At 72.0% G+C, this 17,055-nt stretch carries 12 protein-coding genes; 7 read left to right on the top strand and 5 right to left on the bottom strand.

Annotation, left to right across the window (positions count from 1 at the left end):
• Nucleotide 1 precedes the first annotated feature (1 nt).
• Together WME79_RS38055 and WME79_RS38060 are read left to right on the top strand one after the other, a co-directional pair.
• Complete coding sequence (locus tag WME79_RS38055; RefSeq protein WP_437525251.1) at nt 2-1,384, top strand: sigma-54-dependent transcriptional regulator; 1,383 nt, start codon at nt 2-4, stop codon at nt 1,382-1,384.
• Between the two features lie 312 nt (nt 1,385-1,696).
• On the top strand, nt 1,697-2,167 hold the full coding sequence (locus WME79_RS38060; RefSeq protein WP_437525252.1) for a response regulator: 471 nt from the start codon (nt 1,697-1,699) through the stop codon (nt 2,165-2,167).
• 304 nt (nt 2,168-2,471) lie between these two features.
• On the opposite strand, the gene WME79_RS38065 is transcribed toward WME79_RS38060, so the two are convergent.
• Nucleotides 2,472-3,497 carry a Rieske 2Fe-2S domain-containing protein gene (locus WME79_RS38065; protein WP_437525254.1) on the bottom strand — a complete coding sequence of 342 codons (1,026 nt, stop codon included), beginning with the start codon at nt 3,495-3,497 and terminating at the stop codon, nt 2,472-2,474.
• Nucleotides 3,498-3,574: 77 nt separating this feature from the next.
• Here WME79_RS38065 and WME79_RS38070 point away from each other — a divergent pair, with 77 nt between their 5' ends.
• Nucleotides 3,575-4,618, top strand: coding sequence for an AraC family transcriptional regulator (locus tag WME79_RS38070; RefSeq protein ID WP_437525256.1), 1,044 nt, complete (start codon nt 3,575-3,577; stop codon nt 4,616-4,618).
• Between the two features lie 94 nt (nt 4,619-4,712).
• On the opposite strand, the gene WME79_RS38075 is transcribed toward WME79_RS38070, so the two are convergent.
• Complete coding sequence (locus WME79_RS38075) at nt 4,713-5,903, bottom strand: hypothetical protein (RefSeq protein WP_437525258.1); 1,191 nt, start codon at nt 5,901-5,903, stop codon at nt 4,713-4,715.
• 413 nt (nt 5,904-6,316) lie between these two features.
• Between WME79_RS38075 and WME79_RS38080 the strand changes: the two genes are divergently transcribed.
• The 3 genes from WME79_RS38080 to WME79_RS38090 all read left to right on the top strand — a co-directional run bounded on the left by WME79_RS38080 (nt 6,317) and on the right by WME79_RS38090 (nt 10,368).
• The gene (locus WME79_RS38080; protein WP_437525260.1) at nt 6,317-6,874 is read left to right on the top strand and encodes a CAP domain-containing protein; all 558 of its coding nucleotides are present in this window, start codon (nt 6,317-6,319) and stop codon (nt 6,872-6,874) included.
• A 72-nt stretch (nt 6,875-6,946) separates the two neighbouring features.
• The gene (locus tag WME79_RS38085; protein ID WP_437525262.1) at nt 6,947-8,086 is read left to right on the top strand and encodes an acyl-CoA dehydrogenase family protein; all 1,140 of its coding nucleotides are present in this window, start codon (nt 6,947-6,949) and stop codon (nt 8,084-8,086) included.
• A 227-nt stretch (nt 8,087-8,313) separates the two neighbouring features.
• Nucleotides 8,314-10,368 (top strand): M3 family metallopeptidase, encoded by a 2,055-nt coding sequence (locus tag WME79_RS38090; protein WP_437525264.1) that lies wholly within the window; start codon nt 8,314-8,316, stop codon nt 10,366-10,368.
• Between the two features lie 348 nt (nt 10,369-10,716).
• On the opposite strand, the gene WME79_RS38095 is transcribed toward WME79_RS38090, so the two are convergent.
• Both WME79_RS38095 and WME79_RS38100 read right to left on the bottom strand, forming a co-directional pair.
• The gene (locus WME79_RS38095; protein WP_437525266.1) at nt 10,717-12,633 is read right to left on the bottom strand and encodes a hypothetical protein; all 1,917 of its coding nucleotides are present in this window, start codon (nt 12,631-12,633) and stop codon (nt 10,717-10,719) included.
• 743 nt (nt 12,634-13,376) lie between these two features.
• Nucleotides 13,377-13,553 (bottom strand): hypothetical protein, encoded by a 177-nt coding sequence (locus WME79_RS38100; RefSeq protein WP_157907138.1) that lies wholly within the window; start codon nt 13,551-13,553, stop codon nt 13,377-13,379.
• A 167-nt stretch (nt 13,554-13,720) separates the two neighbouring features.
• Between WME79_RS38100 and WME79_RS38105 the strand changes: the two genes are divergently transcribed.
• Nucleotides 13,721-14,050 (top strand): PilZ domain-containing protein, encoded by a 330-nt coding sequence (locus WME79_RS38105; protein WP_437525268.1) that lies wholly within the window; start codon nt 13,721-13,723, stop codon nt 14,048-14,050.
• A 427-nt stretch (nt 14,051-14,477) separates the two neighbouring features.
• Here the strand turns inward: WME79_RS38105 and WME79_RS38110 are convergent, their stop codons facing one another.
• Entirely contained in the window at nt 14,478-17,042 is a 2,565-nt protein-coding gene (locus WME79_RS38110) for a hypothetical protein (RefSeq protein WP_437525269.1), read from the bottom strand.
• Nucleotides 17,043-17,055: the final 13 nt, after the last annotated feature.

The following is a 17,055-nucleotide window of genomic DNA, read 5'->3' on the forward strand; positions in this document are numbered from 1 at the left end:
GATGGGCAGGCGAGCGCTGATCATCGACGACGACGAGGCGATGTGCGCGTGGCTCTCGGCGGACCTGCGGTCGCGCGGCGTCGAGGCGACGACCCGGACCTCACCGGCGGAGGCGCTCGCGCTGCTCGAGGCGGACGAGGGCTTCGACGTCATCCTGACCGATCTGAACATGCGCGGGATGGACGGGATCGCGGTCTGCGGCCGGGCGGCCGAGATCCGGCCGGACGTGCCGGTCGTGGTGATCACCGCGTTCGGCAGCATCGAGACCGCGGTGCAGGCGATCCGCGCGGGCGCGTACGACTACGTGACCAAGCCGGTCGACATCGAGGCGCTGGCGCTGGCCCTGGAGCGGGCGATCGCGCACCACGCGCTCAAGGCCGAGGTGCGGCGGCTGCGCCGCGCGGTGGCCGGGCCCGGCGGGTTCCCGGACCTCATCGGCCGGAGCGCCGCGATGCGGGGCGTGCAGGACCTGATCGAGCGCATCGCCGACGCGGACGCGACGGTGCTCATCACCGGCGAGAGCGGGACGGGCAAGGAGGTCGTCGCGAAGGCGCTGCACGCGCGGAGCCGCCGCAAGGAGGGGCCGTTCGTGGCGATCAACTGCGCGGCGGTGCCGGAGTCGCTGATCGAGAGCGAGCTCTTCGGGCACGTGCGGGGGGCGTTCACCGACGCGCGCGCGGCGCGCTCCGGGCTGTTCGTCGAGGCGAACGGCGGGACGCTGCTGCTCGACGAGATCGGGGAGCTGCCGCTCGCGGTGCAGCCGAAGCTGCTCCGCGCCCTCCAGGAGCGCCGGGTGCGCCCGGTGGGCGGGAGCGCGGAGGTGCCGTTTGACGCGCGCATCGTGGCCGCGACGAACCGCGACCTGGACGAGGCCGTCGAGGCGCGCCGCTTCCGGGAGGACCTGTACTACCGGATCAACGTGCTCCACGTGGAGCTGCCGCCCGTGCGGGCGCGGGGCAGCGACGTGCTGCTGCTCGCGCAGCGCTTCATCGAGGATTTCGCCACGCGCTGGAGCAAGGAGGTGGTCGGCCTGTCGCCGGCGGCCGCCGAGCGGCTGCTCGCGTACACGTGGCCGGGCAACGTGCGGGAGATCCAGAACGGCATGGAGCGGGCGGTGGCGCTCACGGGGTACCCGGAGATCACGGTGGAGGACCTGCCGGCGAAGATCCGGGAGCACCGGCCGTCGCACGTGCTCGTGGCGGGGGACGACCCATCGGAGCTGGTGCCGCTCGAGGAGGTGGAGCGGCGGTACATCCTGCGGGTGCTCGAGGCGGCGGGCGGGAACAAGACGCTGGCGGCGAGGATCCTGGGGCTGGACCGGAAGACGCTGCACCGGAAGCTGGAGCGGTGGGAGCCGGGCGCCGGGGGGGCGAAGGGGAGCTGAGAGGGTGGGCGGGGTGGGTCGGGCGATCTGAAGCTCGAAGCCCACGCTGAGGCGCGGAGGAATACCCCGGGCGGGGAACGACGCCCCACCCCGGATGGCCCACGCGGGGGGTCGCCGCCAGTCCCGCTGCAACCCGCCCGTCCGCCGCCGCCGTCCGCCGCAACCTGGGTCGGCGTCCGCCGCAACCTGGGTCGGCGCCTGCGGCCTCAACCTCGGTCGGTTCCGGCCACCCCAACCCGGGTCGGTTCAGGACGGCCGCCGGTGGGCGGCACGCGGCCTGCAATACAGGCCCCTCACCAAGGAGAGAGCCCGATGCCCCCCGACTCGATGCGCGGTCTTGCCTCGATCCTGAATACGCCCCCTGAGCCGGTGCCGCGCGTCCACCCCGGCGCACCCCCCATCCGCGTGCTGCTCGCCGAGGATGACCGGGAGTTGCGGCTGCTCCTTGCCACCGCCCTCCGCCGCGACGGCTACGAGGTCCTGGAGGCGCACGACGCCAAGCACCTCCTCGAGTTGATGGGCGAAGCGCTCGTCTCCGGGAACGGCGCCCCGGTCGATGTCGTGGTGAGCGACATCCGGATGCCAGGCGCGAGCGGCCTCGATCTGCTGGCCGGGCTGCGCCGCGACGACTGGACCACGCCGGTGGTCCTCATCACCGCGTTCGGCGACCCGGAGACCCACGCGGAAGCCTACCGCCTGGGCGCCGACGCGGTGCTCGACAAGCCGCTCGACGTGGACGATCTGCGGCTCGTGGTCCAGACCCTCGTCTCGATGCGCGGCTGACGGCGCCACGCAGCCACCGCGCCGCCGCGCGCCGCGCGCGATAACCGCCGATACCAGCGTCGTCGCCTGAGCAAAAGAGTGCCTGCCACGACGTCGATCCTCAAAGCGCTCATCGGGTCGGGCACGCTCCTGGGGAGCCTCCTCGCTGTCACAGCCATCACGAGATGGTGTGTGGGTGGGAGCATGTCGAGGAGCAGCTGGGCTACACACAACCCGTGTCAGGAGCGCGCCAGTTGACCGTTTGATAGGCTCTCAACATCGTCGTAGAGCACATCCGTGAGATCGTGAGTCGCCCGGCGCCGCCTCACCCGGCCTCGACCGGCAGCCGGCGCGGCTCCCCCGCGCGCTGCGCCTTCAGCCGCGCCCGCCGCATCTTGTGCCACGCGAGGATCCCCGCGTCCGCGCGCACGAAGCGGCACGCATCGAGATCCGCGTCGCGCGGCTCCGAGGACGCGAGCATTCGCTCGTCGCCCGGCTGGATCAGACAGAACTCCGCCCGCAACCCGATCCACGCGAGCAGCCGCCCGATCACCGGGATCGGCACGTAGTACCGCCCCACGATCGCCGTCCGCTCCGCGTCGATCGGCGCGCACCCCGCCATGCCCACCACGCGCTTCCCGAACGAGAGGCGCAGCACGCCCGGGAAGCGCACCTCCAGCTCGAACCTCCACCCCCGACGGCCGTCCCAGGGCTCCCCGTCGTCGTGGCGCAGCACCGCCTCGGCGTGAATGACGTCACCCTCCACGCGGACCTCGCAAGGGTCGAGCATCGCACCGACACCGGGGAACCAGGGGCGGTGCGCGAACGGCAGGTGGTGAACGTCGAGCATGCCCTCCATCGCGCGCGCGAACGGCACGTCCCAGTCCATCGACGCCGTGTGGGCGTGCCGCTCGTCCGGCGGCAGGCCATCGAACCACGGTACCGGCGGCAGCTCGGCCGGCCGCTCGCCCCAGAAGAGCCACACGAAACCCCGGTGCTCCCGCGCCTCGTACCGGGTCAGCGCGAGCGCATCCCCCACGCCGCGCGCGCTCGCGCCGCGCCCCTCGCACGGGATCGCGACGCAGCGCCCGTCCGAGGCGAACCGAAAGCCGTGGTACGGGCACTCGATCGCCCCGCCCACGACCCGCCCCAGTCCGAGGTCCGCGCCCCGGTGCGGGCAGCGCGCCCGCGCCGCGACCAGGGCGCCGCGATCGTCCCTGAACAGCACGAGCCGCGTCCCGAAGCGCTCGACGGCGACCGGCCGCTTGCCCACGCAAGCCGCGTCCGCGATGATGTACCAGGCGCCCTCGACGAACGCGCCGCGCCCTTCCTCGATGCCGTGCTTTCGCATGATGCTCCTCCGATCGCCCGGAAGCCTGGGGCTGGCCCGGCCGGCGAGCAGTGACAGCGCGCGCCACAAGGGCTGACATGCGGCGCCAGGCCCCGCGGGCGCCCGCCCCGACGATCTGGGCCCGCACCGCCGCGCAGCTCGCGGACCACGCTGCGGAGCGCGGGGCGGATCGACGGGCGCTGCTCGATGCCGCGGGGCTCGCGGACGCGGCGCTCGCCGATCCGGACACCCGCGTGCCGCTCGCGGCGTTCTATGCGCTCATCGAGGCGGCCGTGGCGGCGACCGCCGATCCGCACCTCGGCCTCGACTTCGCGGCGCGCTTCGAGCCGGAGCACTTCGACGCGCTCGGCTTCCTGGCCATGAGCAGCCCGACCCTCGGCGAGTCGTTCCGCCGGATGCTCCGCTACCAGCAGATATGGAACGAGGGCGAGCGCTACACGCTGGAGATCCGCGGGCGCCGCGCGCACCTCGGGTTCGTGCCCTTTGGGCCCGAGCGGCCGGCCCACGGCCAGCTCGCGGAGATGTTCGCGTTCGACGCGCTCGTGAACGCCGGGCGCATGTGCGGCGCGCCGATCCAGGCGCTCGCGGTGCGCTTTCGCCACGCGCCAGCGGGTGATCCGGAGGAGAAGGCGCGGCGGCTCGGCTCGCCTGTGCTGTTCGGTGCGCCGGCGACCGAGCTGGTCCTGCCGGTGGAAGAGCTCGCTCGGCCACTGCCGCACGCGAACGAGGCGCTCGCCGCGTTTCTCGAGCGCCATATGAGCGTCGCCGCGGCGCGCCTGCCGGGCGCGGCGCCGCCCGCGCTGTCCGACCGCGTGCGCGCGCTCCTCGGCGAGCGGCTGCGCGAGGGGGCCGACCTGGGCGCGCTCGCGGCGCGCCTGCGGATGAGCCCGCGTACGCTCCAGCGCCGCCTCGGCGACGAGGGGACGTCAGTGCATGCCCTGCTCGACGAGGTCCGGCGCGGCCGCGCTGCGGCGCTCCTCGACGCGGACATGGCGATCGGCGAGGTGGCGTATCTGCTCGGCTATTCCGAGCCGAGCGCGTTCCACCGGGCGTTCCGGCGCTGGACCGGCGTGACGCCGGAGGCGTTCCGCGCCCGGACCCGGGGCGCAGAGCCGCAGTGAGCGGCCTGCGCCGGCGGCTGGCCTGACGGGTTCCTTCAAGCGCGCCCGACCGCGGCCTGCGCCGCTGCCGGGCCTGCGCTCAAGGACCCTGCGCTCACGGGCCCGGGGGGGCGATCTCGAGCTTCGCCATCACGCTGGCGCTGCCCGTGAGGCCCGCCTGGATGTTCTCGACCGCCTGCGTGATCGCATTGGTGGCCGGGATGAGGCACGCCCCCGCCTTCACGCTGCCGGTGGCCGCGCCCTCGAGGTTGCCGCCCGCCTGGACCACCGCCTCGGCGCTGGCGAGGAGCAGCTCGCCGCGCGCGTGAGCGACGACGAGGAGCCGCGGCAGGTTCGCCTTGAGCGTCGCGATCGCCGCCTCGACGTCGGCCCCACCCTCGATGTTGACCGCGGGCTCCTTGCAGCTGGCCTTCGCGCTCGCGCTCGCCTCGCAGGAGCCGCTGCACTCCGCAGACCCCTGGCACTCGGCGCTCGGGGGCTTGAGCTCGGCCCTGCACTTCGGCGCCTTGAACTGGACGTCGCACGAGCCGGAGCAATCGGCGTTGCACTGCACCTCTGCCTCGGCCGCGAACGCGCACGAGCCGCGGCACTCGCCCGTGCAGGTGCCCTGGCACTCGCCGCGGCAGTCGCCGCCGGCGGTCGTCGCGGAGCAATCGCCGTCGCACGTGCCCTCGCACGTCCCCTGGCATGTGCCCTCGCAATGGACCGCCAGGTTGGCCGAGCCCTCGCACGAGCCGGTGCACTTCCCCTCGCAGCGCCCCGAGAGCTGGCCAGGATCGCAGCGCGCGACGATCTCCGCCGGGGTCAGCTGGCACTCGACGTTGGCGCTGCACCTCGCCTCGCAGTTCGCCTGTACGCTCGCGTCGACCGTGCAGCTCGGCGGCTGGAAGGTGATCGACAGATCGGCCGTCGCGTCCCCGAGCGCGTCGACGGCGAGCTTACACCATTGCTCCGCCCGTTCGCTCGGCCTCGTCGCCGTGATCTTCGTCACGTCGGCGTCGAGGTCCAGCGCGATCGCCTGACAGGCGCTCGTCACGTCCGTCACGATGGCGCCCGCGGCGCCCGTGAAGTCCGACACGGACTGCATGAAGGCACCATAATTGAGCTCTGCCTCGCCCTCGAGACCCCATTCCACCGCGGCGAGATCGGCGCCCGGCGTGAAGTCGCGACAGCAGACGTCATTCTGCAGCTCCGAGACCTTGTCACACCCCATCGCCGGGATGACGGAGAGCCCTGCCAGCGCCAGCGGGAATGCCGCGATTCGCCACGTCACACGCATATTCATCGGGAAACTCCTTGGTTCTTTGTCGGGCGTGCCGCTGGTGCCAGACTGCCACGGAGAGCGGTGAAACCCCATGAGGGAGCACGCTCGCCTCCGAGCTCGGCCTGCAGCCGCCTCCGAAGCAGCGCGACAATAGCTCATAGATCGACCCGCATGACAAGGCCCATGCTGCGGAATTGTTGCTCGTCTCGACGTCACCCCTAGGGCGAAGCCCGTCAGCACGGAGCCAACGACGACGAGATCTGTTGATGTTCATGTCGACGGCAGAGGTGGGAAGAACGCCCGGACGCGGCCGTCCAGGGAGGGATGAGGGGAGGGCTGCGGGCGCGCCATGACACGGCACGTCGTGGGTTCAACCAGCCTTCATCGAATCGCCGTTGCAGAGCTCGGCCGAGCCGTAGGACAATGGCCCCGTGATGACGCTCGGCCCACGGCTCCCCCGGTTCGTGCAGCTCTCTCTCATGCTCGCCCTGACGGCCGGTTGCGGCGCCTCGTCCGACGACGAGGGCCCGACGAGCGGCCAGGCCGCCGGCGAGCCGCCCAGGATGACCGGGATGACGGCGGCCCACAATGCCGCGCGCACCGCGGTCGACCCGCCCGCCGATCAGCCGGTGCCCCCTCTCGTGTGGTCGCCCGAGATCGCCGCGGCGGCTCAGGCCTATGCCGCCCAGTGCATGTTCGGCCATAGCGCGAGCGATTACGGAGAGAATATCTTCGCGTCGACCGGCTCGTCACCCACACCGGAGGACGTTGTCGCCTCGTGGGTCGACGAGGCGGCCAACTACGACCTTGCGAGCAACGCCTGCAGCTCCACCTGCGGCCATTACACTCAGGTGGTATGGGCCGACTCCCTGCGGCTCGGCTGCGGGGTCGCCGATTGCACGACCGGCTCGCCGTTCGGCAGTGGAAGCTGGCAGATCTGGGTGTGCAACTACGATCCTCCCGGCAATTTCGCCGGAGAGCGCCCCTACTGAGCCCGCGCGCCAGCGGCGCGCGCCGTCCTCGTCTCCTCCCCGCCCCTCGCCGGCTCTGGTATCGCAGCGGTGATGGACTTCGGGTGGACCCCTCCCCAGCGCGCCGTCCACGACCGCATGCGCGCCCTCGGCGCCGAGGCCGACGCCGCGGCCCCGGACGATCGCATGCGCGTCCTCGCCCAGGGCGGCGCCCTCGGCCTGCCGATCGCCCGCGATCTCGGCGGCGAGGGCCTCGACCTCGTCACGACGGCGCTCGCCTACGAGGGCCTGGGCGCGACGCTGCGCGACGGCGGCGTCCTGCTCGCCGCGGGGGCGCACCTCTTCGGCGTGGCGCTCCTGCTCGCGCGGGTGGGCACGCCCGCGCAGCAGCGCGCGTGGCTGCCGCGGATGGCGAGCGGCGCGTGCATGGCGACGGTCGCCGCGACCGAGGCCGGCGCTGGCTCGGACGTCGCGTCGGTGCAGGCAAGGGCCGACCGCACGGACGCCGGCTACCAGCTCACCGGCGACAAGCGGTACGTGACCTGGGCCGACCGGGCCGACGTGTACCTCGCGATCGCGCGCGACGGCGGCGGCCGCGCCGGCGGGGCCCCGGCGCGCGGCCTCACCGCGCTGCTCGTCCCGCGCGCCGCGGGCGAGGGCGCCGCGCGCATCCTCCCCGGCGCGCCGCTCGCGACCGCGGGCCTCCGGGGCGCGCGGCTCGCGCCGGTCTCGTTCGCCGGCTGCGAGGTCGGCCACGACGCGCTCCTCGGCCGCGCCGGCGCCGGCCTCGCCGTCTTTCAGATCGCCATGACCTTCGAGCGCGCGCTCATCCTCGCCTTCCGCCTCGGCGCCATGGAGCGCGCCCTCGGCGAGGCCGTCCGCTTCGCCCGCGAGCGCGAGCTCGGCGGCCAGGCGATCGCCCGCCACCAGGCCGTCTCGCACCGCCTCGCGCAGATGAAGCTGCGCCTGGAGACCTCGCGGCTGCTCATCTACCGCGCCGCGTGGGCGCTGGACCAGGGCGAGCGCGGCCAGGCCGAGGCCGCGCTCGCGAAGTGGCACGCGGCGGACTCGGCCGTGGCGTCCGCGCTCGACGACCTCCGGCTCCGCGGCGGCGCTGGCTACCTCGAGGAGAGCGGCCTCCCGTCCGCCATCGATGACGCCCTGGGCGGCAGCATCCATTCGGGGACATCCGACGTGCTCGCCACGATCGTCGCGCGGTGGCTGGGCGTCTAGCCGCTCGCCCGCGTTTCACCTCGCCTCACCAAGCGCCTCCCTCGTCGTGACGTCAGGCCCCCGGGGAGGGTGCTCGGCACCCCCTCCCACGCAACATGGAAAAACTTGGACGACGAACTACTGGCCAACCCTCGCCGGCGCCTTTACCAAGGTAGGGCTGCGCGGACCGGCCGAGCTTCGCCGGCCCGCGCCCGTCCGCCGGCCCTTCAAGCCCAACCAGGAACGATATGACCGAAGCGACCGACAATCCCCTGCTCACTCTCGGCTTCGAGATCCCGTTCGATCGCATCCGGAGCGAGCACGTCGAGCCCGCGGTGCGCGCGCTGCTCCAGGACGCCCGCGCCCGGCTCGACGCGCTCGTCGCGGCGCCCGGCCCCCGCACCTACGACAATACCCTCGCCGCGCTCGAGGCCGTCACCGACCGGCTCGACCGCGCCATGAACGTCGTCTCCCACCTCGAATCGACGTCCACCACGCCCGCGCTGCGCGCCGCGTACAACGCCGTCCAGCCAGAGGTCAGCGAGTTCCTGAGCGGCATCGCCCTCAACGAGGGCGTCTATGGCGCGCTCAAGGCGTATGCGGCCACGCCCGAGGCCGCGGCGCTGACCGGCCCGCGGCGCCGCTTCTTGAAGAAGACCCTCGACGATTTCCGGAGGAGCGGCGCCGAGCTCGACCCGACTGGCAAGAAGCGCCTCTCCGAGATCGACGTCGAGCTCGCCACGCTCACCCTGCGCTTCTCGCAGAACGTGCTCGACGCGACGAACGCCTTCGAGTTCGTGGTCGAGGACGCCGCCCGCCTCGCCGGCCTGCCGCCGAGCGCGGTCGAGGCGGCCCGTCAGGGCGCGAAGGACAGGGGCATCGAGGGGTACCGCTTCACGCTGCAGGCGCCGAGCTACATCCCCGTGCTCACGCACCTCGACGACGCCGCGATCCGCGAGCGCTTCTACCGCGCCTTCAACACGCGGGCGACCGAGGGCGACCATAACAACCGGCCGCTCATCCGCCGCATCCTCGAGCTCCGCGGGGAGAAGGCGAAGCTGCTCGGCTACGCGACCTTCGCCGATCTCGTGCTCGAGGACCGGATGGCGAAGACGGGCGCCGCGGCGCGCCGCTTCGTCGACACGCTGCGGGCGCGCACCGAGCCGGTCTTCGCTCGCGAGAAGGAAGAGCTCGCCGCCTTCCGCCGCGAGATCGAGGGCCCGGACGCGCCGCCGCTCGCGCCGTGGGACGTCGCCTACTACGCCGAGAAGCTCCGCCGCGCCCGCTACGATTTCGACGACGAGGCGCTCCGCCCGTATTTCCCGCTGGATCGCGTCGTCTCCGGCCTGTTCGAGATCGCCCACCGCCTTTACGGCGTGCGCATTGCGCCGTGGCAGGCCGCCCCCGCGTGGCACCCGAGCGTCCGCGCCTACCAGCTCGTCGAGCCGGGCGGCGCCCAGAGCGCCGCTTTCTACCTCGACTTCGTGCCGCGCGAGCAGAAGCGCGACGGCGCCTGGATGCACGGGCTCGTCACGGGCGCGCCGAGCGAGGACGGGCGCGCGGCCGGCGAGGACGCGCGCCACCTCGAGGTCCTCGCGGGCAGCTTCACCCCGCCGGTCGGCGCCCGCCCCGCGCTGCTCAACCACCGCGAGGTCGAGACGCTGTTCCACGAGTTCGGCCACATGATGCACCACGCCTCGAGCCGGGTGCCGATCCGGAGCCTCGCCGGCACCAACGTCGCCTGGGACTTCGTCGAGCTCCCCTCGCAGATCATGGAGAACTGGTGCTGGGAGCGGGACGCGCTCGACCTCTTCGCGCGCCACCACGAGACGGGCGCGCCCGTCCCGGATGACCTGCTCCAGCGCATGCGCGCGGCCCGCACGTTCCGCGCGGGCGCCGCGACGATGCGGCAGCTCGGCTTCGCCGAGATCGACCTCGCGCTCCACATGGACTGGACCGGAGAACAGGGCGATGTCGTCGAGTTCGCGCGCGAGGTCCTCGGGCGCTACTCGCCCGTCCCGCTGCCCGAGGGCTACGCCATGATCGCCGGCTTCTCGCACCTCTTCTCGAACCCGGTGGGCTACGCCGCGGGCTATTACTCGTACAAATGGGCCGAGGTGCTGGACGCCGACGCCTTCTCCCGCTTCCAGGAAGAGGGCCTGTTCAGCCGGAAGGTGGGCGACGCGTTCCGGAGCCAGATCCTCGCGCTCGGCGACACGCAGGACCCGATGGATCTCTACAAGAGCTTCCGCGGCCGCGAGCCCACCCTCGACGCCCTGCTCCAGCGCAGCGGCCTCGCCTGAGCCTCCGGGGCGGCCCGCGGGCCGCCCGCCCCTCTCCACCCCACCATCAGCCACCAACGTGAACGTGGACGTTCGGATGTGGGAGAACGCGGCGTGAAGCTTGGTTAGCGCTTACGCCCCCCATCGACCTCCGTAGGCGCGAGGAGACGGTGTTCTTCGCGCGGCGCGGGGAGGGCCGATGTCTGAGCCCAAATGACAAAGCTCCTCCGGCGAAGCCGGAGGAGCTTTGTCTCAGGCGAGTCCGGCGGGGCCCCGCGCCGCGCGAAGAACACCATCTCCTCGCGCCGGGCCACCTAGGACGACCGCCCCAAGGAAGCGCCGGCGCTCATCGCGCCGGCCCCCGTGGGATCACTGTATCTTGAAGTTGCAGGCCGACAGCGTGGCCGTTCCGATCGTCTGCGTCATCGCCCAGTTCGCGAGCGAAGCGACGCTGGCCTGCTCGGACCTGAACGCGTAGTTGTTCGCGAGCTGCACCTCGGTGCCGTTCTTCGGCCGGATGTACACCGAGTACCGCTTCGCCGCCACGTCGACCACCATCCGGACGGTGTAGGTCGTCCCACCGGTGTACGGGAACACCCGGAGCGCCTGGTACCTCGCGCCGTTCCGGACGCGGACATTGCCTTCCTCGTCGAAGATGACGATCGCTGCGAGCTGGGTCCACTGGCTCGCGGAGCCGCTCGAGAGGCCGACCACGGCGTCGATCTTCGACGCGCTCGGCGTCACGTCCCAGGACGCCGTGAAGGTGCTCCGCTGGGTCGACGGCAGCGACGAATTGAACCATTGGCCCGCGTTGACGACCGAGCACACCGGCGCCGGCGGAGTCGGCGTGGGCGTCGTCGGCGTGGGCGTCGGCGTCGTCGGCGTGGGCGTGGGTGTCGTCGGCGTGGGCGTCGGCGTCGAGGTCGCCGTCCCATACTCGAACGCGCCGATATCGACCGCGCCCACGGCCGTCCGCCGCTGCGCGGTGCCGATGGCCGCGAGCGCCGCCTTCGGCGGGTGGTACAGCGGCATCGCGAGCGGCGACGGGAACGTGCGCCCCGAGATCCCCGTCGTCGAGCTGACGCCCGCGTTCCGCAGCGGGCTCGTCGAGAGCAGCGTCACGTCGCGGTTGCCGATGCTCGTGAAGCCGGGATCGCTCACGATCAGCGTCCCCGTGAAGCCGGACGGCACCGTCGTGCCCGTGGGCACGGCGTTGTTGACGCCCTTGATGAGCGGGCTGCCGGTCGTCCAGCTCGCGTCGTCACGGAAGACCTGAACGCTCCCGCCCCCGACGCGATAGAAGATGTTGTTGTGCAGCTCGATGCTCTCGATGCCATCGAACAGGTGGATCGCCGCGCTCGACCCCGCCATCAGCAGGAACGTGTTGTTGACGAACCGATACCGCCCATTGGTGTCGCCGGTGCCGTCGCCGCCGACGCGGATCACATACTGCGTGTGCGTCTTGCGGAAGACGTTGCCGACCACATCGGAGTCCTCCCGCGCGAGATCCGGATCCTGCCCGTCGGGGCCGATGAGCTCGAGGTCCTTGTAGAGCCCGCCCTCGATCCAGTTGTAATAGATCTCGTTCCGCTCCGCGCGGGTCTTCACCGCGTTGCCGCCGATTGCATCGTGGACATAGCTGTGCTGCATCCGGAACACGGAGCCCGGGTAGGCGGACTCATCCGTTGCGATGTAGATCGGGTGCTTCTGCGTACCGTTACCGCAGTTATAGACCTCCGTGTATTCCACCGTCAGCGAACCCGAATCGCTGTCGGCGCCCAGGATCCCGTGCGCTGGGCAATCGTGGATCACGGAGTCACGGATCGTGACATCGTGCCCGTGCTGGAAGATGCACCTCGAGGTGCCGCCCGTCACATCGAACCCCTCGAACACGATGTGGTTCGCGTTGATCTCGATCGTGTTGGTGCCACCCCTCAGGACGGGGCGCTTCCCGCCGACGCGCACGCCGCGGATCGTGATCTTCGAGGTGGGCGTGCCCCATTTCGTGAGCCTGATGTCGCCCGAATACGTGGCGTTGCCGTCGACCTCCACCACGTCGCCCGCCTGCAGTCTGCTGGCTACCTCACCGATGGTCTTGTAGGTGCGCGTGGGACCGACTTGATACGTCGTGCCGGCGGCCTGCTCCTCCGCGTCCAGCTCCTCTGCGGTCACGTCCTCGTCGAGCGGCGCGCAGCCGAAACCGACGATCGACATCGCCACGAGCGAGGCGATGAACTTACCGGCGGCAAACGACCGCGACCCAAAGCCTTGAGAAATCGAATGCATGGCTTTTTCTCCCCCGGCGTCGTCGAACCCCTGTGGTGAACAGGACCGTAACGGGCGAAAGCATCAGGGGGCAGAAGAGGAGCCTCCCGCTGCGTGCCTTCGCGCCGCGAACCATCGGTGCAGACCATTCAGCACCAGAGGGTCGAATACCGGCGCTCTCGTGAAACAACTTATTCCCGGATTAACACGACGGGTCAAGACGAAATGCTTTCGAAAACGAAACGAACACCCAATTAGGTCGCACACCTCGGCCGCTTTTCACATCACGGTTGCAAATTTTCGATGCAGAACTGCAATGCGCAGTCCGTCCGCTGATGTAAGGGAGGTATAGAGAAGTGGTCGTCCGCTCGCTTGAATGCAGACGAAATCCCCAGAAAATGTTGGGAAACCCCCAATGCGACTGGATTCTCCATGGCAACCAGCGACCTTTACCTACCTCACCCCCGCATTCGCTATCTCGGCCGCGGCGCCTGTGACCCGAACGAGGTCGCGCGCTTCCTCGGCGACACCGCTGCATTGCAAGCAAGAAAACAGCTCGCAGCCCTGCTCGATCGCTTGGCGGAGGGTCAGCACTCCGGGTCGCGGCTGGCCTGCCGCGGTCTACGCGCGCGACGCGGGCTCGCGGGAGATCGTGGAGAGGGACGGCGGGCCGGAGTTCGACGAGGAAATCGTGGGCGTCCGCGCGGCAGCGCGCTGCTCGCCGAGCGCGGGAGAGAGGCGGGAATTTGCGGGCGGGCGAGCGGTCAGCGCCTGCCCTTGAAGCCCATCATTTGCTGCACCACCGCCTCGCTCTCCTCGGCGATCGCGCCCTCCTGCGCCGCGCGGTCGGCGCAGTCCTCACAGACCTTCTTCTTCTTGCTTCCGACCTTGATCGTCTTGAGCTCGTCGACCTCGTTATCGCATTCGCGGCACGTGGGCATCGCCACACCTTCCTTTCGCCGGGCCAGCATATCGCACCGATCCCGCGCGCGCCGAGATCGCGCCCCCGCGCCGCGAACGGACCGCGCGGCTCGCCCGCCCGATGTTTGGCCCGGACGAGCCCCGCGACCTAGGCTTGCCGCGTCACGAGGACACCAAGGAGGCTCCCATGGATCGGAGGCAGGGCGCGCGCGCTCAGGTCGACTTCCCCGTCTCGGCGCTCGTCGATGGCCACCGGCACCGGTGTCGCGCGATCGATCTCTCCCCCACGGGTATGGTCGTCGAGCGCGCGCCCGCGCTGGCAGGCCGGGCGCTGCCCGCCGTGACCCCGTTCGAGCTCGACCTCGGGGTCGGGCGCCCCATCCGGCTGCGCGCCCGCCCGGTCTGGGACCGCGACAACCTGCTCGCCGTCCGCTTCGTGGTCATGAGCGACGCCGACCGGCTCACCATCGCCGAGCACCTCGATCAGCGAGCCCACCGCCGCGACCCTCTCCATTAGAGCGGCGGTCACCCGCTTCGGATACGGGCCCACCTCGACGTTTTCGGTGCTCGGCGTACGTGAGTACGCCTGCGCGCCGAAAACGCCGATCTGGGCCCGTCTCCTGTGCGGGAGACCGCCGCTCTGGTCTGCGTGGTGCAGAGCCGCTGTGGATGGGGCAGACGCCCGGGGGGAACGCCTGGAGCCGGACCGGCGGCGGCACGTCCCCGACACGATGCTCGCCTGCAAGGATGAAATCGCAGGAGTGCAACGCCGGGAGGATGTGCCCGGGACATCTATGCGAATTTTAACTCTATTTCCATCTTCTCGCGGTGGCATGTGAGCTGCTAATTCAACGGACGAGCGTTGCTGGTGCGGCCTCTCCCCCCCCGGGCCCCGGCGACGCTTTTTTCTTTTTGTCGGTCGCTGGAGCGACGAGAGCCACGCGCTACGTGCGTGGCTCTCGTCGCCGGCGCGCAGCGGAGATCGACGCGCGCGGAATGCTGGCGGCGGAGCGGCGAAGCTCGTCGAGCGCGTGCTCGGGCAGGCGGGGCGCGCGCGGCTCGGTGGCGTTTGGCTCGGGAGGGGCGGGCGCGCGGGCGCCCAGGTACGGCCAGAGACTCTCGCGGATGGGCGCCGGCAGGACGTTCTCCAGGTACTCGAGCGCGGTCCCGCGGAGATGGGCGTCGTCGGCGTGGAGCGCCCTGTAGGCGATCTCGAGCGGCTCACGCTCGAGGCTGAGCGAGAGGACGCGGAACACGTGCTCCAGGCTGCGGCTCGTCCGCTCGACGAGCAATCGCTCGGCCAGCGGCGCCTCGACCGGGGGCGCGACGTTGGGGGGCTGGGCGTCCCACACCCGGCGACCTATCGCGATCTCCCGCATCGCCGCCTCGAATACGTCGTCGCGCCGCAGGTGGATCGGAGCGCGCTGCTGGAGGAGCCGCGCCAGCGCGACGCCGCACTGATAACGCACCTCGAAGCGCTCGTCGGCGAGGCCCAGGATCAGGCCGTCGGCGGCGCGCTGGGTGGGACAGGCCTGGAGCACCCGCGGGATGCGGCGGCGGAGGGCGACGCTCACGGACGGATCGAGGAGCGCGTCGAGGAGCTGGCCGGTCGCGCGGGGGGCGACGGCTCGGAGCGCCCGGATCGCCTCGGAGGTGAGCCCCTCGCGCTCGAGGAGCGGGAGGAGGTGCGGCACGAGCGCGGGATCCGGCTCCCGGACGAGCGCCCGGCGGATTCGCTCGGAATCGCCGGAGCGCAGGTCGGCCGTGGCGGCGAGCACCGGATCGGACGCCAGCGCGGCGGACGCGGCACGCGCGGACAGCGGCCCGTCGACGCCCCTGCGATCACCCGCTGGAGGCCGCGGCGAGTCCCCGGGTGCGGGGCCGGAGAGCGGCGCGCGGCCGGAGAGCGGCGGGCCGGGGTGCGACGCGCGCTCGCCGTCGGCAGGGGCGCGCCCGGCATCGGGGCGCGCCGCCGCCGCGTTCCGGAGCGCGGCGAGCTCGGCGAGGACCTTGTCGCGGCTGAGCGCGTCGGCGGTGCCGCTCAGGGTGCGGCGGGTGGTGGCGTCGACGATGTTCGTCGGGTCGAGCGAGACGGCGCCGGAGCGCAGGCTGCCCTCGAGCGCGGCGACGTAGCCCCGGTGCAGCCGCGGCGTGAAGAGCAGCGTGACGCCCGCGGCCGCCGCGCCGAGGCCGAGCAGCAGCGGGAGCGACCCGCCCGGGGCGAGCACGAGCAGGCCCATCGCGAGGCCGCTGCCCGCCGCGGTGCCGATGCGGTCGAAGCCGACGTCGATGAGCGTCTTGATCGACCGCTTCTGGTCCGGGGGCAGGGGCGTGTAGAGCAGCTCGTAGCCCGACCGAAACAGCGAGTTCCGGAGCACCGCCTCGGTCGCGCGGACGATGGAGGCGGCCCAGAGCCGCGGCGCGACCACGAGGGAGAGGGTGCTCGCGACGACCGCGGCCGGGAGGATGCCGATCGTGGCGGCGAGCCCGAGCCGGTCGAGCGAGAAGGTGGCGGCGAGCGACTGCACGAGGAAGGAGAGCACGCTCACCGAGAGGTGGAAGAGCGCGAAGAACGAGAGCAGCGCGTTGCGGTCGGTCATCGCGGCGGCCGCCTCGGCGCTGAGCGCCACGTCGAACAGCGCGCCGCTCACGGCGCCCAGCCCGACGAGCAGGGCGAGGTCGCGCAGGTGGCTGTTGTCGCGCAGCGCGGCGAGCCCCGACCCGCCGGCGCCAACCTCGGTGCGCGCCACCTCAACCTCGGTGCGCCCTGCCTCAACCTCGGTGCGTGCGGCCCCAACCTCGGTGCGCCCTGCCTCAACCCCGGTGCGTGCGGCCCCAACCTCGGTGCGCCCTGCCCCAACCTCGGTGCGCCCCGCCTCAACCTCGGTGCGCCCCGCCTCAACCTCGGTGCGCCCCGCCCCGCCGGCGCCGGCCGCGCGCGCGAGGCCAGCGCCCAGGTGGTGGGTGGCCCAGGCGGTGAGCGCGCTCACCGCGGAGAGGGCGAGGAGCATCGTCGGGGCGTCGATGAGGCGGCTGGCGCGCCAGGCGAACAGGCCGCCGATCACGCCGCCGACGGTCCCACCGCCCCCGATGCGCCCCATGGAGTGGCGGGCGGTGTGGGGGTCGAAGCGCTCGTTGACGAGCGACCAGAAGGCGGAGATGAGGGTCGCGCCGAAGACGGCGATGTGCAGGTAGAAGACGAGGGCGGCGGCGCCCGGCGCGCGCCGGGCGAGGGCCCACTCCAGGGCGAGGAGCACGGAGCTCGCACCGAACGTGGCCGGGACGACGCGCGCGGGGGAGAACTGGAGGAGCGCTCGCGAGAGCAGCACGACGGCGCCGAACGACAGGACCGCGCCGGCGGCCATGACCTTGGGGACGTCGGCCGCGCCGAAGCTGGCGAGGAAGAGGGCGTCCCGTGTCGCCCGGCCAGCGACCTGCTGGGCGATCATCGCGCCCGAGGCGATGGCCGCGAGGAGGACGTGCCTGTCGCTCGCGATGTCCTCTCCCACCTGTGCCCTGGGC

The organism is Sorangium sp. So ce726, from assembly GCF_051521405.1.
Taxonomy (GTDB): domain Bacteria; phylum Myxococcota_A; class Polyangia; order Polyangiales; family Polyangiaceae; genus Sorangium.

Bases quoted from the DNA above. Each gene is read 5' to 3' on its own strand.
- WME79_RS38055 (WP_437525251.1), top strand. From the start codon at position 2: ATGGGCAGGCGAGCGCTGATCATCGACGACGACGAGGCGATGTGCGCG.
- WME79_RS38060 (WP_437525252.1), top strand. From the start codon at position 1,697: ATGCCCCCCGACTCGATGCGCGGTCTTGCCTCGATCCTGAATACGCCC.
- WME79_RS38065 (WP_437525254.1), bottom strand. From the start codon at position 3,497: ATGCGAAAGCACGGCATCGAGGAAGGGCGCGGCGCGTTCGTCGAGGGC.
- WME79_RS38070 (WP_437525256.1), top strand. From the start codon at position 3,575: ATGCGGCGCCAGGCCCCGCGGGCGCCCGCCCCGACGATCTGGGCCCGC.
- WME79_RS38075 (WP_437525258.1), bottom strand. From the start codon at position 5,903: ATGAATATGCGTGTGACGTGGCGAATCGCGGCATTCCCGCTGGCGCTG.
- WME79_RS38080 (WP_437525260.1), top strand. From the start codon at position 6,317: ATGACGCTCGGCCCACGGCTCCCCCGGTTCGTGCAGCTCTCTCTCATG.
- WME79_RS38085 (WP_437525262.1), top strand. From the start codon at position 6,947: ATGGACTTCGGGTGGACCCCTCCCCAGCGCGCCGTCCACGACCGCATG.
- WME79_RS38090 (WP_437525264.1), top strand. From the start codon at position 8,314: ATGACCGAAGCGACCGACAATCCCCTGCTCACTCTCGGCTTCGAGATC.
- WME79_RS38095 (WP_437525266.1), bottom strand. From the start codon at position 12,633: ATGCATTCGATTTCTCAAGGCTTTGGGTCGCGGTCGTTTGCCGCCGGT.
- WME79_RS38100 (WP_157907138.1), bottom strand. From the start codon at position 13,553: ATGCCCACGTGCCGCGAATGCGATAACGAGGTCGACGAGCTCAAGACG.
- WME79_RS38105 (WP_437525268.1), top strand. From the start codon at position 13,721: ATGGATCGGAGGCAGGGCGCGCGCGCTCAGGTCGACTTCCCCGTCTCG.